23 protein-coding genes are annotated in these 23,899 nt (G+C 64.1%); 6 read left to right on the top strand and 17 right to left on the bottom strand.

The window, feature by feature from the left end; all coding sequences use genetic code 11:
- A partial coding sequence (locus CAG34_RS01805; RefSeq protein ID WP_256573500.1) for a DUF5801 repeats-in-toxin domain-containing protein occupies nt 1–2,343 on the top strand: 2,343 nt, incomplete at its 5' end.
- A gap of 288 nt (nt 2,344–2,631) precedes the next feature.
- Here the strand turns inward: CAG34_RS01805 and CAG34_RS01800 are convergent.
- The gene (locus CAG34_RS01800) at nt 2,632–3,348 is read right to left on the bottom strand and encodes a response regulator transcription factor (RefSeq protein WP_085587698.1); all 717 of its coding nucleotides are present in this window, start codon (nt 3,346–3,348) and stop codon (nt 2,632–2,634) included.
- Between the two features lie 427 nt (nt 3,349–3,775).
- On the opposite strand from CAG34_RS01800, the gene CAG34_RS01795 reads away from it, so the two are divergent.
- Entirely contained in the window at nt 3,776–4,417 is a 642-nt protein-coding gene (locus tag CAG34_RS01795) for a TetR/AcrR family transcriptional regulator (protein ID WP_085587648.1), read from the top strand.
- A gap of 165 nt (nt 4,418–4,582) precedes the next feature.
- On the opposite strand, the gene CAG34_RS01790 is transcribed toward CAG34_RS01795, so the two are convergent.
- Nucleotides 4,583–5,359: a class I SAM-dependent methyltransferase gene (locus CAG34_RS01790; RefSeq protein ID WP_025337951.1), complete on the bottom strand. Its 777-nt coding sequence runs from the start codon at nt 5,357–5,359 to the stop codon at nt 4,583–4,585.
- Between the two features lie 103 nt (nt 5,360–5,462).
- On the opposite strand from CAG34_RS01790, the gene CAG34_RS01785 reads away from it, so the two are divergent.
- Nucleotides 5,463–6,083: an energy transducer TonB gene (locus tag CAG34_RS01785; RefSeq protein ID WP_085587646.1), complete on the top strand. Its 621-nt coding sequence runs from the start codon at nt 5,463–5,465 to the stop codon at nt 6,081–6,083.
- Nucleotides 6,084–6,095: 12 nt separating this feature from the next.
- Here CAG34_RS01785 and CAG34_RS01780 read toward each other — a convergent pair whose 3' ends face one another.
- From CAG34_RS01780 to ppc, 7 genes are all read right to left on the bottom strand, one after another.
- Entirely contained in the window at nt 6,096–6,785 is a 690-nt protein-coding gene (locus CAG34_RS01780) for an extensin family protein (protein ID WP_075043968.1), read from the bottom strand.
- Nucleotides 6,785–7,615 carry an oxaloacetate decarboxylase gene (locus tag CAG34_RS01775; protein WP_085587644.1) on the bottom strand — a complete coding sequence of 277 codons (831 nt, stop codon included), beginning with the start codon at nt 7,613–7,615 and terminating at the stop codon, nt 6,785–6,787. Before CAG34_RS01775 ends, CAG34_RS01780 begins: the two co-directional genes overlap by 1 nt.
- A 28-nt stretch (nt 7,616–7,643) precedes the next feature.
- Entirely contained in the window at nt 7,644–8,513 is an 870-nt protein-coding gene (locus CAG34_RS01770; RefSeq protein WP_085587642.1) for a DUF72 domain-containing protein, read from the bottom strand.
- A gap of 3 nt (nt 8,514–8,516) precedes the next feature.
- Nucleotides 8,517–8,807 (bottom strand): hypothetical protein, encoded by a 291-nt coding sequence (locus CAG34_RS01765; RefSeq protein ID WP_025337946.1) that lies wholly within the window; start codon nt 8,805–8,807, stop codon nt 8,517–8,519.
- Between the two features lie 131 nt (nt 8,808–8,938).
- Nucleotides 8,939–9,613 carry a tRNA (adenosine(37)-N6)-threonylcarbamoyltransferase complex dimerization subunit type 1 TsaB gene (tsaB, locus tag CAG34_RS01760; protein ID WP_085587640.1) on the bottom strand — a complete coding sequence of 225 codons (675 nt, stop codon included), beginning with the start codon at nt 9,611–9,613 and terminating at the stop codon, nt 8,939–8,941.
- Between the two features lie 241 nt (nt 9,614–9,854).
- Nucleotides 9,855–10,505: an adenylate kinase gene (adk, locus tag CAG34_RS01755; RefSeq protein WP_003259830.1), complete on the bottom strand. Its 651-nt coding sequence runs from the start codon at nt 10,503–10,505 to the stop codon at nt 9,855–9,857.
- A gap of 257 nt (nt 10,506–10,762) precedes the next feature.
- Entirely contained in the window at nt 10,763–13,390 is a 2,628-nt protein-coding gene (gene ppc / locus CAG34_RS01750; protein ID WP_085587638.1) for a phosphoenolpyruvate carboxylase, read from the bottom strand.
- Nucleotides 13,391–13,672: 282 nt separating this feature from the next.
- Between ppc and CAG34_RS01745 the strand changes: the two genes are divergently transcribed.
- From CAG34_RS01745 to CAG34_RS01735, 3 genes are all read left to right on the top strand, one after another.
- Nucleotides 13,673–14,017: a type 1 pili tip component gene (locus CAG34_RS01745; protein ID WP_013971223.1), complete on the top strand. Its 345-nt coding sequence runs from the start codon at nt 13,673–13,675 to the stop codon at nt 14,015–14,017.
- 275 nt (nt 14,018–14,292) lie between these two features.
- Nucleotides 14,293–14,706 carry a DUF4398 domain-containing protein gene (locus tag CAG34_RS01740; RefSeq protein ID WP_003258911.1) on the top strand — a complete coding sequence of 138 codons (414 nt, stop codon included), beginning with the start codon at nt 14,293–14,295 and terminating at the stop codon, nt 14,704–14,706.
- Nucleotides 14,707–14,756: 50 nt separating this feature from the next.
- Complete coding sequence (locus CAG34_RS01735; protein WP_025337942.1) at nt 14,757–15,548, top strand: OmpA family protein; 792 nt, start codon at nt 14,757–14,759, stop codon at nt 15,546–15,548.
- 246 nt (nt 15,549–15,794) lie between these two features.
- On the opposite strand, the gene CAG34_RS01730 is transcribed toward CAG34_RS01735, so the two are convergent.
- The 8 genes from CAG34_RS01730 to wspR form a co-directional block, all read right to left on the bottom strand.
- Complete coding sequence (locus tag CAG34_RS01730) at nt 15,795–16,121, bottom strand: hypothetical protein (protein ID WP_003252219.1); 327 nt, start codon at nt 16,119–16,121, stop codon at nt 15,795–15,797.
- Nucleotides 16,118–17,041 carry an alpha/beta hydrolase gene (locus CAG34_RS01725; protein ID WP_025337940.1) on the bottom strand — a complete coding sequence of 308 codons (924 nt, stop codon included), beginning with the start codon at nt 17,039–17,041 and terminating at the stop codon, nt 16,118–16,120. Before CAG34_RS01725 ends, CAG34_RS01730 begins: the two co-directional genes overlap by 4 nt.
- Nucleotides 17,013–18,290 (bottom strand): flavohemoglobin expression-modulating QEGLA motif protein, encoded by a 1,278-nt coding sequence (locus CAG34_RS01720; RefSeq protein ID WP_085587636.1) that lies wholly within the window; start codon nt 18,288–18,290, stop codon nt 17,013–17,015. The genes CAG34_RS01725 and CAG34_RS01720 overlap by 29 nt, the downstream gene beginning before the upstream one ends.
- 139 nt (nt 18,291–18,429) lie before the next feature.
- Nucleotides 18,430–18,978 carry a hypothetical protein gene (locus tag CAG34_RS01715; RefSeq protein WP_003258915.1) on the bottom strand — a complete coding sequence of 183 codons (549 nt, stop codon included), beginning with the start codon at nt 18,976–18,978 and terminating at the stop codon, nt 18,430–18,432.
- Nucleotides 18,979–19,007: 29 nt separating this feature from the next.
- Nucleotides 19,008–19,712, bottom strand: a complete 705-nt coding sequence (locus CAG34_RS01710) for a TetR/AcrR family transcriptional regulator (protein ID WP_025337938.1) — start codon at nt 19,710–19,712, stop codon at nt 19,008–19,010.
- Between the two features lie 265 nt (nt 19,713–19,977).
- Nucleotides 19,978–21,480 (bottom strand): lysine--tRNA ligase, encoded by a 1,503-nt coding sequence (gene lysS, locus CAG34_RS01705; protein WP_013971217.1) that lies wholly within the window; start codon nt 21,478–21,480, stop codon nt 19,978–19,980.
- Between the two features lie 93 nt (nt 21,481–21,573).
- Nucleotides 21,574–22,669, bottom strand: a protein-coding gene (prfB, locus tag CAG34_RS27415) for a peptide chain release factor 2 (protein ID WP_108480361.1) whose coding sequence is annotated in 2 segments (ribosomal slippage) — nt 21,574–22,596 and nt 22,598–22,669 — 1,095 coding nt in all. Because the reading frame shifts where the segments join, the coding sequence is not laid out codon by codon here.
- A 215-nt stretch (nt 22,670–22,884) separates the two neighbouring features.
- Nucleotides 22,885–23,889, bottom strand: coding sequence for a Wsp signal transduction system regulator diguanylate cyclase WspR (gene wspR / locus CAG34_RS01700; RefSeq protein WP_085587634.1), 1,005 nt, complete (start codon nt 23,887–23,889; stop codon nt 22,885–22,887).
- Between the last annotated feature and the right edge of the window lie 10 nt (nt 23,890–23,899).

Here is a 23,899-nt window from a genome sequence, read left to right as displayed (position 1 = left end):
GGCGACAGCGCCCAGGCCACCCTCAACATCGGCCAAAACCTGGTGTTCAAGGATGACGGCCCAAGCATCAGCACCACCGGCACGGAACCAGTCCTGACCGTCGATGAAACGGACCTGACGACGGACGCCACGCAGAGCTTCGCCGCCAACTTCACCTCGGCCTTCGGCGCCGATGGCGCCGGTACGCTCACCTACGCCCTGGGCGTGGTGGCAGGCGCTTCCGGCCTGACCGACACGGCTACCGGCTCGGCAGTCAACCTGTCGCTCAATGGCACCGTGGTGGAAGGCCGTTCGGCCGTCGGCAATCACTTGGTGTTCACCGTCAGCGTCGCCAGCAACGGTTCGGTTACCCTCGACCAGCTTCGCGCCGTCGTGCACCCCGACACCAACAACCCCGATGACTCGAAGACCCTGACCGCCGACAACCTGGTGACCTTGACCGCGACCAAGACCGACAAGGACGGCGACAGCGCCCAGGCCACCCTCAACATCGGCCAGAACCTGGTGTTCAAGGATGACGGCCCGAGCATCAGCACCACCGGCACGGAACCAGTCCTGACCGTCGATGAAACATTCCTGGCGACCGACGCCACCCAGAGCTTCGCCTCCAACTTCACCTCAGCCTTCGGTGCCGATGACGCCGGCACGCTCACCTACGCCCTGGGCGTGGTGGCCGGCGCCTCCGGCCTGACCGACACGGCTACCGGCTCGGCAGTCAACCTGTCGCTCAATGGCACCGTGGTGGAAGGCCGTTCGGCCGTCGGCAATCACTTGGTGTTCACCGTCAGCGTCGCCAGCAACGGTTCCGTTACCCTCGACCAGCTTCGCGCCATCGTGCATCCCGACACCAACAACCCCGATGACTCGAAGACCCTGACCGCCGACAACCTGGTGACCTTGACCGCGACCAAGACCGACAAGGACGGCGACAGCGCCCAGGCCACCCTGAACATCGGGCAGAACCTGGTGTTCCACGATGATGGACCCACACTTGCCTTCGGCAACCTGATCGGAACCGGGAGTATCCTGCCGCAATATGGGTTCTGGAACAGTACGATCGGCGCCGACGGCCTGGGAACGACCGGTCTGGACATTTCGCTGGTGGGTGGCCAGTTCACGCTGGTCAGGCCAGACAATACCACCACGACCGGCACCGGCACACTCACCGAGACGTCGCCTTCGCCCGACGCCAATGGTGCGTTCCACTTCACCGGCACCCTGACCGGGGACTTCGACAATAACGCCACAACGGCCAACACCACGATCGACTACACGCTGACGGCCTTTGCCAATGGCAGCTATACACTGGACCTGGTGCAAGGCTTCAGTTCGGTCACCACGCTCAGCAGTGCCGACGGCTCGCTCGATGCCGGCGGCCCGGACGCTGTGCGCACCTTGCTGATCCCTAAAACGAATGACCCGACCATTCCATCGGCATCCGAGGAGATCGTGTTCTTCTCCGCCAAAGCACTCGCCTCGACGGCAGACATCTTCACCGGCATAGGCCTCGGGGCCCCCGACCCGACCGAAGCCGCGCTACAGACCAATCCCCTGCCGTCGTATATCGACCCCGCGTCGATGAACGTCAGCACGTCCGGTATCGGCGTCGCCAACAACCTGCTCCAGGGCGACAACCTGGCAGCGATCAGCGCCGCCGATGAGAGCTTCGTGATCAACCCTGAGACGCTGTTGACAGGCATGAAGATCTTCATCGACAACTCCGTAGCGGGCTACAACACCGCGACCGAGGACCTGTACTACCGGATCTACTACGCGGATGGGACGACATCGAACCTGACCGAGGTGAATACCCTGACACCAGAGGCAGGTGGTCAGGTGTCCTTCCTGGTCCAGAAGGAAGGCTCGGCGCTGATCGACGCCGTTCAACTGACGATGGGGCGAGGCGACATCAAGATCCCGGTGATCGAGTTCATCAAGGAAACCGAGAACCTGGCCAGCGACGTCAAATTGCAGTTCAGTGCGACGCTGACGGACAAAGATGGCGACTCCGCGAGTAGCACGTTCGACGCCAACCTGTTCGCCAACGAGCCGGACAACGCACCGTTCGACTTCACCCTGGTTGGCACGACCGGCCAGCGCGATGCCTTCAACATCGACCTGTCGACCGATGAGCTCCTCTATCAGGTCAGCGGGTTCGATGCCGGCGCGGGGCAACGAGACACGCTGGTGCTCAATGGCGATCCAAATGCCGTCGTCCAGTCGATCGACAACAATGGCGCAGACAGCATCGTGACCATTGCCGAATCCGGCGGGCAGACGACGACCATCACCCTGGTCGGGGTCGATATCGTCAACAACGACATCTTCAATGGCAGCGCCTGAAACATTGCGTGCGTGAAAACCTGCGAGGGTGGCCTGGAAACCACCCTTGCAGCGTAATGCCAGTCAGTTAAGCGATTTGGGGCCGCTTTGCGGCCCATCGCCGGCAAGCCGGCTCCCACAGGTATGGCGCAGACCTCAAGATTTTCGCGGTCCCTGTGGGAGCCCGGCTTGCCGGCGATGGGCTGCGCAGCAGCCCCAATGACGCTAACTGACTGGCATTACCTTCGCAGCGTGTTCTTTTGCAGGATACGACAAGCTTCGCCCCCAAAGGCCCTGGCCACTGGGCATTCAGTCCATCTCCCCCCATGTGGACGCAGGCGGCTCTTCGCCACCGGTGAGTCCGTGCCGCACCGCATACATCAGCAAGTCGATGCGGTTGGTGAGGTTGAGCTTCTGATAGATGCTGCTGAGGTGATTGTGCACGGTGTGCTCGCTGATACCCAGGCGGCCGGCAATGCACAGGTACTTGGCGGACGGGTCACCAACGATGGCGCGAACGAGTTCCCGCTCGCGCAACGTCAGCCGTGCATGTTTCGCCTGCGCCGGATTGCACCTGAACGGTATATGCCTGGCCGAGGCATAACCGGAAAGCCCACTGACCCAGGCTCTGTCCAGCCTGATGTCGCAATGGTGGACTTTGATGATGGCCTGGATAATCGACTCCGTTGAATCCTCGGCCAGCACGATGCCAAGCGCGCCCGCCTCGATGGCCTGGGCAACGGGGACGGTCTCGTACACCCCCTTGAGCACCAGCACTTTCATTCCGCCAGTGCGCGCGAGTTCGGCAACTACCCCGAGCGGGTCCAGCGCATCTGGAAAAAAGCTGAAGAAAATGACATCGGGCCGCAATTGATCGGCAAGATCCAGTGCATGGGTATAGGTAGTGGCCTGGCCACTCACTTCCATACGGGGTTTTCTGGCATTTATCAGGTCGTGAAGCCCCAGCAGCATCAGAGGCCGACAATCGATCAGCATCACGCGTATCATTTTTACAGGGTCCGGCATCATCTTCCTGCCTCCCATGAAAACGCTCCATGTCCTCCCCTTGTAAGCCTTCTCCTACAGGCCCTTCAGCGGAGTCTAGGTCAGCGCGCGGACTGACAGGCCCTTGCGCCGTAAGGCAGCGCCTCGAGGCGCATGTGCATCGGCGCCTCAATTACCGCGCCCCGGGCCTGAAAATCAAGGACTTAGACTTGTCGCCCCCTCCCCTCGGCGCATTTCTGCACCAGACGAAAAGTCAATTAAACGACGAATGGTGCGAACTTACGAACGCTAAAATGATCCCGTCAATTTTTCGCCATGCGTTGGGCTTTTGTTGCACTCGATCTCGTACCTCACTGTCGATCAGCTTTTCGCTGACAAACAGCAGGTTTTGCCCGCAGGCTTTAGCCGGATGGCGCCTGACCCGTTAAGATGGTGTTTCTTCAACCAGATGCAGACCACAATGTCCAACGACGCCCCCATCAGCCCGGGCCGGCCCAAGGATCTGGCCAAACGCGAGGCGATTCTCGAAGCAGCCAAGGCCCTGTTCCTCAGCCTTGGCTACGCCAACACCAGCATGGATGCGGTCGCTGCGGCGGCAGGTGTTTCAAAGCTTACCGTATACAGCCACTTCACCGACAAGCAGACGCTGTTCTCCTCGGCGGTCATGGCAACCTGCCAGATCCAGTTGCCCGACCTGCTGTTCGAGTACCCCGAGGGGGCGCCGGTGGAAGAGGTGCTGCTGACCATTGCCCGTGGCTTCCAGGCGCTGATCAGCAGCGATGAGGCGGTCAAGCTCAGCCGCCTGATCATGGCCCAGGGCAGCCTGGACCCGAGCTTTGGCGAGTACTTCTACGAAGCCGGGCCCAAGCGCGTGCTGGCGGGGATGGAAGCTTTGCTGCGCGGGGCGCACGAGCGCGGGCTGTTGCGCATCGACAACCCGCTGCGTGCGGCGGAGCACTTCTTCTGCCTGGTCAAGGGCGCACCGGATTACCGATTGCTGCTGGGGTGCGCGGGGCCGCTGGAAGGGGATGAGGCCGAAGCGCATGTGCGCGAGGTGGTAGGTGTGTTCCTGCGGGCGTTCCAGCCCTGAGACATCAGGCTGCCAGGACTGGCCCCATCGCCGGCAAGCCGGCTCCCACCTTGATCGCACTGTCCTCAAGGCCTGAGCAGTACCTGTGGGAGCTGGCTTGCCGGCGATAGGGCCCTTACAGGCAACATAAGATAGTTGCTCCTACAGGATACCGAGGCTCTCAGGTCAGGCCTTGAGGGCCTTCTTCGGGTAAATGTCATACCGGCTCGACTTGCCCTCCAGGCTGTGGCTCGGCTTCGGCCCGTCGATGATCGGCGCCTTGCGCGGCCGCTTCACCACCACCCGGTGGCTGGCCAGCGCCAGGGCAGCTTCGAGCAGGGCCGGGGCATCCAGGTCATCACCCACCAAGGGCCGGAACACACGCATTTCCTTCTTCACCAGCGCACTCTTGTCCCGGTGCGGGAACATCGGGTCGAGGTAGATCACCTGTGGCGCCTCGCCTTCCCAGGCGCGCATGCGCTCGATGGCGTTGCCGGTCAGCAGGCGCATGCGCCCCACGATAGGCCCCACCTCTTCATCCGACCGCGCCCGCGCCAGGCCATCCTCCAGCAACGCGGCAATCAGCGGCTGGCGTTCGATAAGGGTCATCTGGCAGCCCAGGCTGGCCAGCACGAACGCGTCCTTGCCCAGCCCGGCAGTGGCATCCAGCACCTGCGGACGCACGCCTTGGGCAATGCCCACCGCCTTGGCGATCATCTGCCCGTTGCCACCACCGAACATGCGCCGGTGCGCGGCCTGGCCTTCGACGAAGTCGACCCGCACCGGCCCCGGGGCCTGCGGGCCCAATTGCTGGATCTGCAAGCCATCAACGCCCACCTGCACGGCAAACCCGGCAGCATCGTCCTGCAGCGGCAACTCAAGGCGCTGTGCCCACGCAGCAGCTTGCGCCTCGAATTCAGCCGACAGCGCCTCGACCCGGATACCTGTGCCCTGCTCTTCCATCATTCACACCTAGAAATTGAACCCAGCCGTTAATGTATCGGCTACTTCGGCCGATACAGGCAATATCCCGCTATTCTGCCAGAGCACAACGCGCGCGACTGCCATGTCAGATACTCTTCCCATCGGCTTGACCTACCTGTCGCCTGTCGGCAACTACAGTCAGCACAACACCCAGGCACTCGGGGGCGTCAGCCATCTGTGGCAGGATTTCTTTGCCCGGGCCATGGCCGAACAGCAGGAAGAGCCGGTAGACAGCGTCAGCCAGTCGTTCGTGCAATACGACCAGAGCAGCGGCGAGCCGATCGGCGGCGCCCGTGCGCTGGCCCTGATCGACGCCCAGCGTGCCTGCCCGGTACACGACACCGAGGTGGCACCGCCCGAGCCACTGTTCCTGCCCAAGGCAGAACTCGAAGCCAACCTGCTGCCGCCCGCCCCCGAGCCGTTCAGCACAGTCGAGTTGATCGAGCAGCAGCGCCAGCTCGACATCAGCAACAGCTGGCTACGCCCGGTAGTGATGAGCCAAGGTCACCCGATTGCCGAACCCGGCCCCGGCCCTACCCCGCGCTCGCTGTTCCTGCCGATCGCCGAGTTCGAGACCAACCTGCTGGACCCGGCGCCCGAACCGTTCGATGACGCCACCCTGGCCAAGCAGCAGACCGACCTGGAGTTCGACATCCACTGGGCACGCCCGGTGGTGCTGAACAACGTGCGCGCCCACGCCTGAACGCGCCCACGCTCAACGACAGATCTGCCAGCGGCCCATGTCCACATGAAAGTGGTTGTGGTGTGCAGCGTTGTAGTCCGGCCCCAGTACCGTGCTGAAGCTGTCACAGGCCGCCTGCTGCACCTGACGAAGGAATTCCGCTTTCTGCCCGCCCGCCTGCCAGTCCCGCGCAAGGACGATGCGCTGGCCGTCCCGCAGGCGAAAGCCACTGATGTCCAAGGCATCGGCCGTGGCGTGCTGGCTCAGCCGGCCCTGCTTGCGGTGATAGACATTGCGGCAGGCAAAACTGCCCAGGTGGTCGACCTGAGCCACCGGCTGCCCCAACACCCGTTGCGCCACAGGCTGCAGGCCATGGTTTTCGAACAGTGCATACGCCACTGCCAACGGACAACTGGCCAGGAAGCTGCCGCCGAGCCGCGCCTGACCACCGTCGATACGCCATACGTTCCGCAATGGGCAGTCGGCAGCAGCCGAACTGTCGGCTTGTGCCCGGTAGCGCAGCTGGCTGGTTTGAAGTGCCAGGCGACACAGCGTCGGGTCATCACGAAGGCGGGACAGCTTGTAGGGGGTCAGCAGGTTGGGGGGCTGACGCACGTCCAGCGGCGCCCACGGGTTCCACGCGGCGGGCAGCCGCCAACCCAGGTGCCAGGCCAGCCCCGCAAGCAACGACAGGCCGGCCAGCAACGCCAGCACGGCCCTCATCAACGGCGGAACAGGTCGTTGAGTTGGGCGAACGGCAGCGCCTGCTCACCGTAGCCGAAGGTGCCCTCATCGCGAATCTCCAGCGCGGCCCGATGGAAGGCCCCCAACGCGGCACGGGCAAGCGACGAGCCGACGCTGATGCGGCGTACACCCAGGTCCTGCAACTGGTTGACGCTCAGCGGCACGCCCGCCATGCCCATCAGCACATTCACCGGCCGCGGCGCGACGGCCTGCACCACCGCGCGGATTTCCTCGACAGTACGCAGCCCGGGCGCATAGAGCACATCGGCACCGGCCTCGGCATAGGCCTGCAGGCGCAGGATGGTGTCGTCCAGGTCCATGCGCCCGTGCAGCAGGTTCTCTGCCCGGGCGCACAGGGCGAACGGGAACGGCAGGCTACGTGCGGCCTGCACGGCTGCGCGCACACGCTCTACTGCCAACCCGAAATCATAGATCGGCGTATCGCTGTGACCACTGGCATCCTCGATAGAGCCACCCACCAAGCCGACTTCTGCGGCCCGCAGAATGGTCTGGGCGCAATCTTCGGGCAGGTCGCCAAAGCCGTTCTCCAGGTCGGCGGCCACCGGCAAAGGGGTGGCATCGACGATCTCCCCGGCATTATCAAGGGTATCGTCCAGGCTCAAGGCGCCTTCGGCGTCCGGCCGGCCCAGGCTGAAGGCCAGGCCGGCACTGGTGGTGGCCAGCGCCTCGAAGCCCAGGCTGGCCAGCAACTTGGCCGAGCCGGCATCCCACGGGTTGGGGATGACGAAGGCGCTGTCACGCTCGTGGAGGGCCTTGAAGGCTTCGGCTCGCAGGGTTTGCACATCCATGGTTCAACCTCCGGCAGTCAGGGAAAGGTCAGAGTAGCCCCAGTTGTTCGACCTCGGGGGTGCGCGGCAATTCCGGCAACGCGGCAAGGCCCGGCAGGCGCTGCATCAGGCGTTGGTGAAAGCGCTGGGCCAATGCCGCTGCCAGGCGGTTGTCCGAGGTGTGCAGGAAGATGTAGGGGTTGCGGCCTTCCTCGATCCAGGCGGCGACCTTGTCCACCCAGGGGGTAAGAAAGGCCTCGTTGGCCTCCAGCTGCGGGTGGCCGATGAAGCGCACCTGCGGGTGCTGGCTGAAGGCTGCCGGGCGTGGCGGTACCTTGGGCTTCTTCGCCTGCGCATGCAGCACGGCGGGGTCACGAGAGGTACAGCTGAACAAGGCGCGCGGGTCAAGGCAGATACGCTCCACGCCACGCTCATGCAGCAGGCGGTTGAGCAACCGCTCTTCTTCACCCTTGGCGAAGAAGGCCTGGTTGCGCACCTCCACGGCCACCGGCACTCCGACTTCGTCAAGGAAGTGGCAAAGCTCGCCCAGCCGTGCGGGGCTGAACTGGGCCGGCAACTGCAGCCAGTACGGCGCTACGCGCTGGCCCAGCGGGGCCATCAGGCGGGTGAAGTCAAAGGCCGGTTCCAGCTGATCGCGCAGGTCGCCTTCATGGCTGATGTCCCGGGGGAACTTGGCAGTGAAGCGGAAGTGTTCGGGCATGATCTGCGCCCAGCGCGCAATGGTGCCGGGTGCGGGGCGTGCGTAGAAAGTGGTATTGCCCTCGACGGCGTTGAACACCTGGCTGTAGTAGCCGAGCATTTCACTGCTGTTGGCGTCGGCGGGATACAGGTAGTCGCGCCAGGCGTTTTCGCTCCATGACGGGCAACCGAGAAAATAAGGCAGTGGTGATGGACTCATCCACTAAATGTACAGGTCGAGCCCCAGCACTTCCATGTCCCAGTCGGTAAAACCGGCGGTGCTCAGGTAGCTGGCCAATGCGGTAGCGGTGCGGCGGTCACGGGCGCGGGGGAAGATCATGTCCTGCTGGCGGGCTGGCAGGCCACCGCTGCGACGGCGGGCGGTGGCTTCCTGAGGGGCGGTTTCGACCTCCTCGATCACCTCGGCATCATCGATGGCCTCGTCACGCACCGCTGCCTTGCGTGGGGTGCGCTTGATCGGGTAGGACTGCGATGAGAAACCGTCGATACGCATGGCATGAGCACTCAGAACCAATGATGGCAATTTAGCAGCATCAGGGTTCCATCGCTAATGCTCGAGTGATAACTGGACCACAGATCGCGCAAAAGGTTTTAGTGTCATCGGCGATAACCGACGAACAACACTCAGCGCTTCTTGGGTGTCGCTACATTATCGCGCAGGTAGACCGGTTGCGCCTGTTCGGCAGCGATCGCCTCGCTGCGTTCCCAGGCAAAGCTGGCCAGGCTGAGGATGTCCAGGGCGTTGGGCAAGGCACTGGCATTGCTGGCTGCCACCTGCACCGCCAGGCGCTCGGCATAGCCCCAACCGGTACCGGCACCGAACCACTCGCCAGCGCTGCCCGCCGGCAGCGCCACCTGCTCGGGCGGCAGCACTGCCTCCTGGCCGACCAGGCGCATTTCGCCCTCGGTGGCCTGATAGCAGCCCCAATACACTTCATCCATGCGCGCATCGATGGCGGCCGCCACTTGCTGCACGCCATGCTCGCGCAGCGCGCCCTGGGCCAGTGCGGCCAGGTTGGACACCGGCAAAACCGGGCGCTCCAGGGCGAAGGCCAGGCCCTGGACCACACCGATGGCAATGCGCACGCCGGTGAACGCGCCCGGGCCACGGCCAAAGGCGATGGCATCCAGCGCATTCAGCGCCACGCCGGACTCGGCCAGCAGCTGCTTGATCATCGGCAGCAGCTTCTGGGCATGCATGCGCGGGATCACCTCGTAATGGCTGGTTACCTTGCCGTCATGCAGCAGTGCGACGGAACAGGCTTCGGTGGCGGTATCCAGGGCCAGGAGGGTGGTCATCGAACGGGTATCCAGGTACTAGGGGGAAAAGAGCGGCAGTATAGAGCAGCGGCGGCGTTGTGTCCCGAAGGGGCCGCTGTGCGGCCCATCGCCGGCAAGCCAGCTCCCACAGGGACTGCACATGGCTTGAAATCGATGCAGTCGAGGTGGGAGCTGGCTTGCCGGCGATGGGCTGCGTAAGCAGCCCCAAAACAACAACGGCCCGCAAGCGGGCCGTTGTCGAGGTGCGTCGGGCGCTGGATCAGCTCAGGGCTGCCAGAACCTTGGCGGTGATGGCTTCGACCGAGCCGACGCCTTCGATGTGGCTGTACTTCGGCTTGCCGGCATTGGCGGCGGACAGCTTCTGGTAGAAGTCCACCAGCGGCTTGGTCTGGCTGTGGTAGACCGACAGGCGATGGCGAACGGTTTCTTCCTTGTCGTCATCACGCTGGATCAGGTCTTCACCCGTCTCGTCGTCCTTGCCTTCCACTTTCGGCGGGTTGTACTGAATGTGGTAGGTGCGGCCCGAGGCCAGGTGCACGCGGCGGCCAGCCATGCGGCCGACGATTTCCTCGTCGTCCACGGCGATTTCCACCACGGCGTCGATGTCGACACCGGCAGCGACCATGGCTTCGGCTTGCGGGATGGTACGTGGGAAGCCGTCGAACAGGCAGCCCTTGGCGCAATCAGGCTGGGCGATGCGCTCCTTGACCAGGCTGATGATCAACTCGTCGGAGACCAGCTGGCCGGCATCCATGACTTTCTTCAGTTCCAGTCCCAGCGGGGTACCGGCCTTGACGGCGGCACGCAGCATGTCACCGGTGGAAATCTGGGGGATACCGAACTTTTCGGTGATGAACTTTGCCTGAGTACCTTTACCGGCCCCGGGAGCTCCCAGCAGAATTACGCGCATCTCGTGCTCCTCAAATTTTTTTATGAAATTCAATGGATTCGGCGACCAGGGCCAAGTCCGGAAAATCGGGTATGACCATAAATCGGTCAGAAGGCTGCTCAAGATACACAGCGCCCGGCAGCCAGACAAGCGTCCCAAAGTTGCAGGAATGCGCCACCTACGGCTGGCCTGGCAGGCGGTTGCGCCCGGCGCAACCACCCTCTTCGCCCACTTGCATCCCCCGCACGGCACCTGCCCTGTGCGCCCCAGGCCTACCCTCAGCCGGTGTTGCGCAGGCCGGCTGCAATACCCGCCACAGTCACCAGCAAGGCCTGCTCCAACGGGCTGTCCAGAGCGGCTTCGCGGCTGCGCGAGCGGGCCAGCAACTCGGCCTGCAGGCGGTGCAACGGGTCCAGGTAGGTATTGCGCAGGCTGATGAATTCCAGCGTCTCGGGGCTGTGCGCCAGTAGCACCGGCTGCCCGGTAAGGCCCAGTACCACCTGGCACGACTGCGACAATAGGTCGCGCAGGTGCGCCCCCAAAGGCAGCAGGTGCGGTTGCACTAGACGTTCGTCGTAGGCCTCGGCGATCTGCGCATCGGCCTTGGCCAGCACCATCTCGAGCATGTCGATGCGGGTGCGGAAGAACGGCCATTGCTCGCGCATCTGCGCCAGCAGTTCACCCTGGCCACGGGCCAGGGCATTGTTCAATGCCGTTTCCCAGCCAAGCCAGGCCGGCAGCATCAGGCGGGTCTGGGTCCAGCCGAAGATCCACGGGATGGCCCGCAGGCTTTCGATGCCACCGGCGCGGCGCTTGGCCGGGCGGCTGCCCAGCGGCAGGCGCCCCAGTTCCTGCTCCGGGGTGGACTGGCGGAAGTACTCGACAAAATCGGGGTTCTCCCGCACCACGCCGCGGTAGGCCTTGACGCCATCGGCGGCCAGTTGGTCCATCACCTCGCGCCAGGCCGGCTGCGGTGGTGGCGGTGGCAACAAGGTGGCTTCGAGCACGGCGGCCAGGTACAGGTTCAGGTTCTGCTCGGCTATGCCCGGCAAGCCGAACTTGAAGCGGATCATCTCGCCCTGCTCGGTGGTGCGGAAGCGCCCCGCCACCGAACCCGGTGGCTGCGACAGGATCGCCGCGTGGGCCGGGCCACCGCCGCGGCCTACCGTACCGCCACGGCCGTGGAACAGCAGCAACTCGACTTGGTGCTCGGCGCAGATACGCACCAGGTTTTCCTGGGCCCGGTACTGCGCCCAGGCCGCAGCCGTGGTACCAGCGTCCTTGGCCGAGTCGGAATAGCCGATCATCACTTCCTGCGGGCCGCGCAGGTTGGCGCGGTAGCCTGGCAGGCCGAGCAGGCGCTGCATCACCGGGCCGGCATTGTCGAGGTCGGCCAGGGTCTCGAATAGCGGCACCACGCGCATGGGCCGAGTCAGGCCGGCCTCCTTCAGCAGCAGCTGCACCGCCAGCACATCCGAGGCAGCACCGGCCATGGAAATGACGTAAGAACCCAGCGAGGCGGCCGGTGCGGCAGCAATTTCCCGGCAGGTGGCCAGTACCTCGGCGGTATCGGCCTGCGGCTTGAAGTGCGCGGGCAGCAGTGGCCGGCGGTTTTTCAGCTCGGCCTGGAGGAACTCGATGCGCTGCTCTTCATCCCAGTCGGCATAGCGCCCCAGGCCCAGGTAGTCGGTAATCTCGCTCAACGCATCACGGTGGCGGGCGGCGTCCTGGCGCACGTCCAGGCGGCCCAGGAACAGGCCGAAGGTCACGGCGCGGCGCAGGCAGTCGAGCAACGGGCCTTCGGCTATCACACCCATGCCGCAGGCGTGCAGGGACTGGTAGCACAGCTCCAGCGGTGCGATCAGGTCGCGGTTGTCCACCAGCACCTCGGCGCTGGCCGGCTGGCTGCTGGTCAATGCCGAATGCGCCCAGGCGCGCGTCGCCCGCAGGCGATCGCGCAGTTGCTTGAGCAGCGAACGGTAGGGTTCGGCACTATCGCCGACCCGCTCGCGCAGGGCATCGTCGGCCTGCTGCATGGACAACTCGGACGCCAGCGCATCGATGTCGCGCAGGAACAGGTCGGCAGCCATCCAGCGCGCCAGCAGCAGGACTTCGCGGGTGACCGCTGCGGTCACGTTGGGGTTGCCATCACGGTCACCGCCCATCCACGAGGCGAAGCGGATCGGCGCCGCCTCCAGCGGCAGGCGCAGGCCGGTAGCCTCCAGCAGGGCCTTGTCGACCTTGCGCAAGTGGCTGGGGATGGCGTGCCACAGCGAATGCTCGATCACCGCAAAGCCCCACTTGGCTTCGTCCACCGGCGTCGGTCGGGTGCGGCGGATTTCTTCGGTGTGCCAGGCCTCGGCGATCAGCCGGCGCAGGCGCTCGCGCACCTGCTGGCGTTCGGCCGGGGTCAGGTCGCGGTGGTCCTGGGCAGCCAGTTGGCCGGCGATGGCGTCGTACTTCTGGATCAGAGTGCGGCGGGCCACTTCGGTGGGGTGCGCAGTGAGCACCAGCTGGATGTCGAGCTTGGCCAATTGCCGGGCCAGGGCATCATTGCTGTGCCCGGCCTGCTTCAGGCGCGCCAGCAGCTCGGGCAGCACCCGGGCCTCGAACGGCTCGGGCTGGTCGGCGTCGCGGCGGCGGATCAACTGGTACTGCTCGGCCATGTTGGCCAGGTTGAGGAACTGGTTGAAGGCCCTGGCCACGGGCAGCAAGTCTTCATCGGCCAGGTCCGCCAGGGTCGAGCTCAGTTGCTCGCCGGCGCTACGGCGGTCGGCCTTGGCACTGTGGCGGATGTCCTCGATCTTCTGCAGGAACGCCTCGCCATGCTGCTGGCGAATGGTATCGCCAAGCAGTTCACCCAACACATGGACATCTTCACGCAAACGCACATCGATATCGGTCATTGGCCCTCTCTCCGGCGCGGCTCTGGCGCATTGCATCCCTTTTCAGCCTTTACGCGAGCCCCTGTGGGAGCGGGTTCACCCGCGAAGCATCCAGCGGGGGGCCTGGCACCGGCTGCGCCGGTGTTCGCGGGTGTACCCGCTCCCACAGGGGTGCGCGGTGTTCGCCCCAAGAGTGCCCACAGCCAGGCGCCGATGGCAAGCCGTGATCGGCCAAAGCAAACTAAAGTGAAAGCACGACACTCCCATGCAATGCAGCCCTTTCAGGCGTCAACAGAGGTCATCATGAAAATCCGTGAACTCGCCCAGCACTGGGAACAGAATGCCGCCGGTACCCTCAGCCCCACGGGCCATGTCCTGCATCTGGACCTTGAATCCGAAGCGCGCCTGGCCGCGCTGATCGACATGTACCCCAAGCGCACCGCCGAGGAACTGCTCGGTGAGCTGGTCGCGGCAGCCCTCGAGGAACTGGAAGCCAGCTTCCCCTATGTGCAAGGCCGCCAGGTCATTGCCACCGACGAGGAAGGCGACCCGCTGTACGAGGACATCGGTCCTACTCCGCGCTTTCTGTCACTTTCGCGACAGCATCTGCACGCCCTGAGCAACCCGGCAGCCGACAGCGAGAAGTAACCCGCCGCCCCCGCTCCGGGCCTGGCAAAGGCCCGGAATACCGCTACGCCCCGCGAAAGTTCCGGGCGAATCGCACTGACCGATTAGTCAGAAATAGTTATCCGCTCAGGATGATTTTTTCTGAACTATCCGAAAAACGCGCCAGTCACAGCCAATAGCCATCACGCTAAAACCCTGCACACCTGCCGTTGTGCACCGTTGAGCTGAAGCGCGTGCACGTGTCAGGGAACGAGCGATGGACTGCTACGGACAACGTCGTAAACAGGAGTGATCCAATGGAACTGACCACCAAGAACACCCGCATCTACAAACCCTCATCCACTCATGTGCGCGGGTTCAAGCTGGCAGCGCTGGCCTTGGGCAGCAGCCTGGTCCTGGCCGGCTGTGCGGGCAACCCGCCCACCGAGCAGTATGCAGTCACCCAGTCCGCCGTGAACTCCGCCGTCAGCGCTGGCGGCACCGAGTTCGCCGCCGTGGAAATGAAAGCGGCACAGGACAAGTTCAAGCAGGCCGAGATCGCCATGCATGACAAGAAGTACGACGACGCCAGGCGCCTGGCCGAACAGGCCGAGTGGGACGCCCGCCTCGCCGAACGCAAGGCCCAGGCGGCCAAGGCCCAGAAGGCCGTGCAGGATGCCCGCCAGGGCGTTCAGGACGTACGTGAGGAAGGCCTGCGCAGCGCTCAGTGAGCCCTGCCCCGCCCACCTCGGCCTTCGCACACGATCAAAGGATGAACACTATGCGCAACTACGTCATGATTCCCGCCCTGCTGGCCCTGAGCGTCGGCCTTGCTGCCTGCTCGCACGACCCTAACGCCAACCTCGAATCGGCCCGCACCAACTTCTCCTCGCTGCAGAGCGACCCGCAATCGAGCAAGGTTGCCGCGCTGGAGACCAAGGACGCCCAGGACTGGCTGAACAAGGCCGACAAGGCCTACATGGACCGTGAAGACGAGAAGAAGGTCGACCAGTTGGCCTACCTGACCAACCAGCGCGTCGAAGTGGCCAAGCAGACCATCGCCCTGCGCACCGCCGAAGGCGAACTGAAGAACGCCTCGGCCCAGCGCGCCCAGGCCAAGCTGGACGCCCGCGACGCACAGATCGCCAAGCTGCAGGACAGCCTCAACGCCAAGCAGACCGACCGCGGCACGCTGGTCACCTTCGGTGACGTGCTGTTCGACTTCAACAAGGCCGAACTCAAGAGCAACGCCTACCCGAACGTCACCAAGCTGGCGCAGTTCCTCCAGGAAAACCCGGAACGCAAGGTGATCGTCGAGGGTTACACCGACAGCGTCGGCTCGGCCAACTACAACCAGGGCCTGTCGGAGCGCCGCGCCAACAGCGTGCGCATGGCACTGGTACGTGCCGGCGTCGACCCGGCGCGCATCGTCGCCCAGGGCTATGGCAAGGAGTACCCGGTAGCGGACAACTCGAGCAATTCGGGGCGTGCGCAGAACCGTCGGGTGGAGGTGACCATCTCCAACGACAACCAGCCGGTGGCGCCGCGCTCGGTGAGCCAGGTACAGCAGTAAGGCTGGCTAGCTGAACTGACAAGCCCCGCGATCGAAGCGGGGCTTTCTTTTGCCTGTTCCGGCCTCTTCGCGGGCTTGCCCGCTCCCACAGGTACGGCGCCAGTTTCGAGCTTTGCGCAATCCCTGTGGGAGCGGGCGTGCCCGCGAAGAGGCCAGTTCAGGCAGCAGATATCTTGAGCTTTGCACAGTCCCTGTGGGAGCGGCTTCAGCCGCGAAAGGGCCAGCACAGGCAGCAGAGATAATGGCTCACTGCACCTGCTGCGGGGTTTCCTCGCCCATGCAACGCACCGCGCGCTTGCGGTTGTCCACCAGCACCCCGGTCAGGCCTTTCTGCTGGGTGTCGAACAGCACCAGCACGCCATCGACGCATTGGGCCACTTGTGGCGCCGGGTCCAGCGAGACCTTGTAGTCCTCGCCGGGGATGGTCTTGAGCATGGTGAAGTCCTGCAACAACAGGGCATCCTCGGGCTTGGCGAAATGCAGGTAACCGTAGTACCACAAGGCCCCCACCGTCACGATGATGCTGCCGACACCGGTCAGGATCAGCGGGATGGCGTTGCGTTCTTCACTCATTGCTTGTTCTTCTCGTCAGGGTAATTGGGTACTTCGGCCAGCCGCCGCAGGCCGTTGAAATGGCTGGGGTCGTCGAGGAAACGCAGCATCACCTGGCGCCAGGTCGGGTCGGCGAAGGTCTGCACGTGGCCACCACGGGTCAGTTGCAGCACCCGCGGCGCTGGCGCGTGCTGGTACAGGCGGATGCCGTTGTCCATCGGCACCAGGGTGTCGTCGATGCTGTGGAAGAACAGCTTGGGCGGGCTGCTCAGCTGCTCGATCGAGCGGATCGCGCTGTCACCGTCCGGCACCAGCCACGACAGCGGCACCTGCAGCGGCCAGGTCATCCACGAGGTGCTTAGGGCAAAGCGCCCGACCGCACGGTAACTGGCCGGCACACCGTCGAACACCAGGGCACTGAAACGCTGGCGCTGCTCCGGGTGGGCCGCCAGGTAGTGAATGGCCATGGCCCCGCCAAGGCTCTGCCCCAGCAGTACCAGCGGCTTGCCCTTGACCTCGGGGGCCTGCTCCAGCCAGGCCATGGCCGCGGCGATGTCCTGATACACCTCGGGCAGGCTCGGCTCGCCCTGGGAGAGGCCATAGCCGCGGTAATCGATCATCAACACCTGGTAACCCTGCTCCGGCAGCCAGTAGCTGCCGCCCAGGTGCCCAGGCAGGTTGCCGCCATTGCCATGCAGGTGCAGCACCGTGCCCTTGACCTCGACCCCGGCCTTGGCCGGCAGCCACCAGCCGTGCAGGCGGATGCCATCAGCAGTGGTCAAGGTGACATCGCGGTACTCGAGCTTGGCCCGCTCGGGCGTGAACGGCTGGCCGCGCTCGGGATAGAACAGCAGGCTGCTGCAACCGCCCAGGCCCAGCAGGATCAAACCCAGGGCCAGCAGGCGGCAGCACTCAGAGAATGTTCGCGTAATCGGCTTCAATGCGGTCCAGGCTCAGGTGGTTGAGGAAGTTGGAGAAGCACATCCAGGCCGACAGCGCGTTGAGGTCGCGGAACTGCTCGGGCAGGTACTTGGGCGGCTCGACCAGGCCTTCCTCGACCAGCTGTCGCAGGGTACGCATGTCTTCCAGGGTGGTCTTGCCGCAGAACAGCAACGGGATCTGTTCGAGCTTGCCCTTCTTCACGGCCAACTGAATGTAGTTGTAAACCATGATGAAGCCTTTGAGGTAGGACAAGTCCTTGGTAAATGGCAGGCCATTGGGCACCGACCCACGGAACACCCGGCTGGCGTTACTGTAGCTCTGCGCCATCTCGAACCCTTGCTCGCGGAAGAAGCTGTAGATCTGCATGAAATCGGCACCCTCCTCGACCATGTGGATGGCGCGGGTCCGATTGGTGAGCTTGCGCAGGCGGCTGGGGTAGGAGGCGAAGGCGATCACCTCCATGAGGATGGCCAGGCCTTCCTGGGTCACCGTCGACGAGGGCGGGCCCTTGGCCAGGAAGGTACAGATCGGCTGGTTCAGGCCGTTGAGCGTGGTGCCGACATGCACCAGCCCTTCGTGCACCTCCAGGGCGCGCACGTCACGGGCGTTGAACATGGCGTCGGCACGCACCTTGATGTAGTCGGCCCCGGCTGCGGCATCGGCGACGATGCCGTCGGACTCGAACACACGGATGGTCCCCTCGGCCTCGCCGAACACCTTGTTCAGCCGGTGCTGGAGGATTTCCACGGCCTCCTTGGCGGTGAGGTTCTTCGGTTCGTCCTTGAGGTCGCCACGGCCATCGATGTTGTTCAGGTAGTCCGACAGCATCAGGCCGAGGTCGGCCAAGGTCGGATCACCAGCGTGGAAGGCATCGGAGGCAGCGCCGTACAGTTCCTGGGAGATCAGCCCGAAATCCTCGGTGCCGCGCGCTTCGAGCATGCGCACCACCATGCGGTATTCGCGGCACATGCGCTTCATGATCTGCCCGACCGGGTTGAACTGGCCGAGCTGGCGAATGATGTCGCGCTCGATGCCCTGGAACTCGGCCTTGACCGCGCTGGAGTCGAACGCCAGCGGGCGCGACTGGTAGTAGGCACGGTCGACTGCCGGCGGCTCCTTGCCCTTGGCCTTGAGGAAACCCTGGCGGATATTGTCGTCCCACTTCACCGCGTCCAGAACCCGGATCGGGGTCTGTGCCGCAACGATGCGGTCGGACAGGGCACGGATGGTTTGCTGGTATTCGTCCACCGGGGACTCCTTTCTAGTACAGGAAACCTGTACCGGCCTCTTCGCGGGCTCGCCCGCTCCCACAGGAGCGGCGCCACAGTCGAGAGCAGCGCTGTACCTGTGGGAGCGGGCAAGCCCGCGAAGAGGCCGGCACAGGTAATTACTTGCCGGAGCGCTGGAACCGCGCCACTTCAACGAACAGGTCGGAGTTGGCCGGGTCGTCCAGGTACGCCAGCACCCGCGCCGACGGGCTGTCGATCAGCACACCGTCGCCGTTGTCTTCCGGCACCTCGGTGCTGCGCCCGGTCAGCTCCTTCTTGTCCACCGCCTGCTGCACCTGCTCGACATCCAGGTTGTAGACCACCAGTTCCTTGCCGTCGACGATATCGAAACCGCCGATCAGGAAGTTGCCACCCAGGCGCTTCGGCACGCCAGCCGACAGGTACCAGCGGTTGCCGTGGCGCGACACGGTGAACACGTATTCCTCGGGGGCCTTGCCCTTGGCCGTGGCCACTGCCTTGTAGGCATCCCCGCCGCTACGGCTGATCACCAGCTTCAGCGGCTCGCCCCAGGCGTCCTTGCTGCTCCACTTGCCGAGCAGGGCCTTGGGCGCCGCCTGGTTGCTCGGCAAGGGCTCGTGGAAGGTCACCAGACAACCGCCCAGCAGCAGGAATGACAAAGTCAACAACACCACACGCCAGGCTTTCATCAGGTTCTCCTTGAAAAGTCGGTCTCGGCTCAGGCCGATGCCAGCACCAGCTGCAGGTATCGGCTAAGCATAGCGAGCATCTGCCCATCGGCTTGCGCGTTCGCATCCTTGAGCAGGCCCTGATATTCCATCTGCTCGATAATCGCCGTCAACATTTGGGCGTCCTGTTCCGGTTGCTGCGAGCCCACCACCTGCAGCAATTGGCGGGTGCCATGCAGCAGGATCTGTTCATGGGCGCACACCAGTTGAGCCAGGCGCGGGCACAGCAGCGCCTCCTGGCGGAAGGCCTGCTCGGCCATCAGGAAGTCGCGGCGGTTCAACAGTTGCCGCTGCACGTAGTCGGCTGTCATGCGCGCTACCTCGTCAGCCAGGCGTGCCCGCGCCTGCGGGCTGCCGTCACCCTCGGCCAGCAACTGGCGCAACACCACCTCGGTATTGGCCCACAGCTTGGCCATGTAGGCGGCGCTGCGTTCGACGTACTGAGCGAAGGTATCGGTCAGCAGATCCTCGATGTCCTTGAAGTAGTAGGTGGTGGCCGACAGTGGCACACCGGCCTCGGCGGCGACGGCGCGATGGCGCACACCGCGTACGCCATCGCGCACGACAATGCGCATGGCGGCGTCGAGGATCAGTTGGCGACGCTGCTCGCTGCCCTGACGGGCAGTCTTGCGGCCTTGGTATTGCACGCTTTCGGCGACGGCGGTGGCGATGCCGGCGGCGCCCTGGTGAGGCATTGCGGGTGTCACGGGGTGTACCTCATGGTTCAAGTCATCTGCAGCCTGTACCGGCCCAATCGCCGGCAAGCCAGCTCCCACAGGGGGCCCACAATCTTCAGGACTTGCGCAGTACCTGTGGGAGCTGGCACCCATAGGGGTCCCACAACCTTCAGGACTTGTGCAGTACCTGTGGGAGCTGGCTTGCCGGCGATAGGGCCGGTACTGACAACATAAAGCTTCAGGCAAGAAAAAGCCGCCTCGAAAGGCGGCTCGTTCAATTCACTCAGGCCTGCGGACGCATGTGCGGGAACAGGATCACGTCGCGGATCGACGGCGAGTTGGTCAGCAGCATCACCAGGCGGTCGATGCCGATGCCTTCACCTGCAGTCGGCGGCATGCCGTACTCCAGGGCGCGAACGAAGTCGGCGTCGTAGTGCATGGCTTCGTCGTCACCGGCGTCCTTCTCGGCCACCTGGGCCAGGAAGCGCTCGGCCTGGTCTTCGGCATCGTTGAGCTCGGAGTAGGCGTTGGCGATCTCGCGGCCACCGATGAACAGCTCGAAACGGTCGGTAACAGCCGGGTTGTCGTCGTTGCGACGGGCCAGCGGCGACACTTCGAACGGGTACTCGGTGATGAAGTGCGGCTGCTCCAGCTTGTGCTCGACCAGCTCTTCGAAAATCATCACCTGCAGCTTGCCCAGGCCTTCGTGGCCCAGCACCTTGGCACCGGCCTTTTTGGCGATGTCGCGGGCGCGGTCGACGTCCTGCAGGTCGGCAGCGGTCAGCTCCGGGTTGTACTTGAGGATCGAGTCGAATACCGACAGGCGGGCGAACGGCTCGCCGAAGTGGAACACCTTGTCGCCGTACGGCACGTCGGTAGTGCCCAGTACCAGCTGCGCCAGCTCGCGGAACAGTTCCTCGGTGAGGTCCATGTTGTCGCGGTAGTCGGCGTAGGCCTGGTAGAACTCGAGCATGGTGAATTCAGGGTTGTGACGAGTCGAAACGCCTTCGTTACGGAAGTTGCGGTTGATCTCGAACACCTTCTCGAAGCCACCAACCACCAGGCGCTTGAGGTACAGCTCCGGCGCGATACGCAGGAACATGGCCATGTCCAGGGCGTTGTGGTGGGTTTCGAACGGCTTGGCCGCAGCACCACCCGGGATGGTTTGCAGCATCGGCGTCTCGACTTCGAGGAAGTCGCGCTCGATGAGGAACTTGCGGATGTGCGAGATCACCTGCGAACGCACACGGAAGGTGTGGCGGGTTTCTTCGTTGACCATCAGGTCGACGTAACGCTGGCGGTAGCGCTGCTCGGTGTCGGTCAGGCCGTGGTGCTTGTCGGGCAGCGGGCGCAGCGACTTGGTCAGCAGGCGCACGTTGGTCATTTCGACGTACAGGTCGCCCTTGCCGGAACGGGCCAGGGTGCCTTCGGCGCTGATGATGTCGCCCAGGTCCCAGGTCTTGACCGCGGCCAGGGTTTCTTCCGGCAGGGTCTTGCGGTTGACGTAGACCTGGATACGGCCGGTCATGTCCTGAATGACCATGAACGAGCCGCGGTTGAGCATGATGCGGCCGGCAACCTTGACCGGAATCGCTGCAGCTTCCAGTTCTTCCTTGGTCTTGTCCGCATACTGCTTCTGCAGGTCGTTGCAGTAGCTGTCGCGACGGAAGTCATTGGGGAAGGCATTGCCCTTGGCGCGCTCGGCGGCAAGCTTTTCCTTGCGCAGGGCGATCAGGGCGTTTTCTTCCTGTTGCAGGTCTTGCGCTTCGGTCTTGAGGTCGCTCATTTCGTCATTCTTTCCATCAGGTGTTCGGTGCCCCTTTCGGGCAGGGCACGCGATACCGGCCCCAGGCCAGGTACCGCGGCGGTTGTGTGCGGTTTACAGCCCCTGCTTGAGGCTCGCTTCCAGGTACTGGTCGAGGTCGCCGTCCAGCACCTTCTGGCAGTCGCTGCGCTCGACACCGGTACGCAGGTCCTTGATACGCGAGTCATCCAGCACGTAGGAGCGGATCTGGTGGCCCCAGCCGATGTCCGACTTGCTGTCTTCCAGCGCCTGCGAGGCGGCGTTGCGCTTCTGCATTTCCAGCTCGTACAACTTGGCCCGCAGCATTTTCATGGCGGTGTCCTTGTTGGCGTGCTGGGAGCGTTCGTTCTGGCAAGCCACCACGGTGTTGGTCGGTACGTGGGTAATACGCACCGCCGAGTCGGTGGTGTTAACGTGCTGACCACCGGCACCGGAGGAACGGTAGGTGTCGATACGCAGGTCGGCCGGGTTGATCTCGATCTCGACCTTGTCGTCGATCTCGGGCGACACGAACACCGCCGAGAACGAGGTGTGGCGACGGGCACCGGAGTCGAACGGGCTCTTGCGTACCAGGCGGTGCACGCCGATCTCGGTGCGCAGCCAGCCGAAGGCGTACTCGCCCTTGATATGCACGGTGGCGCCCTTGATGCCGGCGACTTCACCTTCGGAAAGCTCGATGATGGTGGCATCGAAACCACGCTTGTCGGCCCAGCGCAGGTACATGCGCAGCAGGATGTTGGCCCAGTCCTGCGCCTCGGTACCACCGGAGCCGGCCTGGATGTCCAGGTAGGCGTTGTTCATGTCCATCTCGCCGCTGAACATGCGACGGAACTCGAGCTGGGCCAGTTTTTCTTCCAGGCCTTCCAGTTCGGTCACGACGTCGCCGACGGCGCCTTCGTCATTTTCTTCGACGGCCATGTCGAGCAGGTCCTGGCAGTCGGCCAGGCCACCGGACAGCTTGTCCAGGGTCTCGACGACCTGTGCCAGCATGGCACGCTCGCGGCCCAGGGCCTGGGCGTACTCGGGCTTGTTCCAGACGTTGGGGTCTTCCAGCTCGCGGTTGACTTCGATCAGGCGGTCATGCTTGTGATCGTAGTCAAAGATACCCCCGAATGGACTGGGAACGCTCGGTGAGGTCCTTGATGGTGTTCAGGATCGGTTGGATTTCCATGGGCTGGCTACTCGCACGAATTCGGTGAAAAGCCTGCGAGTATAACCGAGTCCGCCGCAGGGCGGCAGACCCGCCGGGCGGTAGAAGTGGTGTCGGCAGAATGAGGTGAACGCCTGCCCCGGCCTATCGCCGGCAAGCCAGCTCCCACAGGTACAGCGCAGGTCTCAGGCATACGCTGTACCTGTGGGAGCTGGCTTGCCGGCGATGAGGCCCTGTCAGGCGATACCAACCTGGTTGCGCCCGCCATTCTTGGCCTGGTACAGGCCTTTGTCCGCAGCCGAGATCAGTTGCCGGCTATGGCTGCCGATGGGCGGAGTCTGGGTGGCCAGGCCAATGCTCACGGTCAGATACGAGTCGGGCACCGGCGCGGTGTGCGGGATGCCCAGGCCGAGCACGGTCTGGCGCAGCTTCTCGGCCACCAGGCGTGCCCCGCCCGGCGTGGTGTTGGGCAATACCAGGACGAATTCCTCGCCACCATAGCGCGCCGGCAGGTCGGTCGGCCGCGAGCACGAGCCGCGGATCGCCTCGGCCACCTGGCGCAAGGCCTCGTCACCGGCCAGGTGGCCAAAGCTGTCGTTGTAGGCCTTGAAGTAGTCCACGTCGATCATCAGCAGCGACAACTGCTGCTGCTCACGCATGGCCCGGCGCCACTCCAGTTCCAGGTACTCGTCGAAGTGGCGGCGGTTGGACAACCCGGTCAGGCCATCGGAGTTCATCAGCCGCTGCAGCATCAGGTTGGTATCGAGCAGTTGCTGCTGGCTGACGCGCAGGGCGCGGTAGGCCTCGTCGCGCTGCAACAGGGTCAGGTAGGAACGCGAGTGATAGCGGATGCGCGCCACCAGCTCGATGGTATCCGGCAGCTTGACCAGGTAATCATTGGCCCCGGCAGCAAAGGCTGCGCTCTTGACCAGCGGGTCTTCCTTGGTCGACAGGACGATGATCGGGATGTCCTGGGTCGCCGGGTTGTTGCGGTATTCACGCACCAGGGTCAGCCCGTCCAGGCCAGGCATGATCAGGTCCTGCAGGATCACCGTGGGCTTGATGCGCACGGCCTGGGCCACCGCCTGGTGCGGGTCGGCGCAGAAGTGGAAGTCGATGTTCTCTTCATGGGCCAGGCCACGCCGCACCGCCTCGCCGATCATGGCCTGGTCGTCGACCAGCAGCACCATCGCCGAGTTCTCGTTGGGGGTCGTGAAACCTTCGATCGGTAAATCATTCATACCTGTTCAC

Source organism: Pseudomonas sp. B14(2017) (genome assembly GCF_002113255.1).
Lineage (GTDB): Bacteria > Pseudomonadota > Gammaproteobacteria > Pseudomonadales > Pseudomonadaceae > Aquipseudomonas > Aquipseudomonas putida_Z.
Note: the sequence above shows the minus strand (reverse complement) of the source record. Positions and strands in the feature narration are given on the sequence as shown.

Bases quoted from the DNA above. Each gene is read 5' to 3' on its own strand.
- CAG34_RS01715 (WP_003258915.1), bottom strand. From the start codon at position 18,978: ATGAAAGCCTGGCGTGTGGTGTTGTTGACTTTGTCATTCCTGCTGCTG.
- adk (WP_003259830.1), bottom strand. From the start codon at position 10,505: ATGCGCGTAATTCTGCTGGGAGCTCCCGGGGCCGGTAAAGGTACTCAG.
- CAG34_RS01775 (WP_085587644.1), bottom strand. From the start codon at position 7,615: ATGGATGTGCAAACCCTGCGAGCCGAAGCCTTCAAGGCCCTCCACGAG.
- CAG34_RS01740 (WP_003258911.1), top strand. From the start codon at position 14,293: ATGGAACTGACCACCAAGAACACCCGCATCTACAAACCCTCATCCACT.
- CAG34_RS01770 (WP_085587642.1), bottom strand. From the start codon at position 8,513: ATGAGTCCATCACCACTGCCTTATTTTCTCGGTTGCCCGTCATGGAGC.
- CAG34_RS01780 (WP_075043968.1), bottom strand. From the start codon at position 6,785: ATGAGGGCCGTGCTGGCGTTGCTGGCCGGCCTGTCGTTGCTTGCGGGG.
- CAG34_RS01730 (WP_003252219.1), bottom strand. From the start codon at position 16,121: ATGAGTGAAGAACGCAACGCCATCCCGCTGATCCTGACCGGTGTCGGC.
- CAG34_RS01800 (WP_085587698.1), bottom strand. From the start codon at position 3,348: ATGCCGGACCCTGTAAAAATGATACGCGTGATGCTGATCGATTGTCGG.
- CAG34_RS01735 (WP_025337942.1), top strand. From the start codon at position 14,757: ATGCGCAACTACGTCATGATTCCCGCCCTGCTGGCCCTGAGCGTCGGC.
- CAG34_RS01790 (WP_025337951.1), bottom strand. From the start codon at position 5,359: ATGGAAGAGCAGGGCACAGGTATCCGGGTCGAGGCGCTGTCGGCTGAA.
- CAG34_RS01745 (WP_013971223.1), top strand. From the start codon at position 13,673: ATGAAAATCCGTGAACTCGCCCAGCACTGGGAACAGAATGCCGCCGGT.
- CAG34_RS01765 (WP_025337946.1), bottom strand. From the start codon at position 8,807: ATGCGTATCGACGGTTTCTCATCGCAGTCCTACCCGATCAAGCGCACC.
- ppc (WP_085587638.1), bottom strand. From the start codon at position 13,390: ATGACCGATATCGATGTGCGTTTGCGTGAAGATGTCCATGTGTTGGGT.
- CAG34_RS01795 (WP_085587648.1), top strand. From the start codon at position 3,776: ATGCAGACCACAATGTCCAACGACGCCCCCATCAGCCCGGGCCGGCCC.
- tsaB (WP_085587640.1), bottom strand. From the start codon at position 9,613: ATGACCACCCTCCTGGCCCTGGATACCGCCACCGAAGCCTGTTCCGTC.
- wspR (WP_085587634.1), bottom strand. From the start codon at position 23,889: ATGAATGATTTACCGATCGAAGGTTTCACGACCCCCAACGAGAACTCG.
- lysS (WP_013971217.1), bottom strand. From the start codon at position 21,480: ATGAGCGACCTCAAGACCGAAGCGCAAGACCTGCAACAGGAAGAAAAC.
- CAG34_RS01710 (WP_025337938.1), bottom strand. From the start codon at position 19,712: ATGCCTCACCAGGGCGCCGCCGGCATCGCCACCGCCGTCGCCGAAAGC.
- CAG34_RS01785 (WP_085587646.1), top strand. From the start codon at position 5,463: ATGTCAGATACTCTTCCCATCGGCTTGACCTACCTGTCGCCTGTCGGC.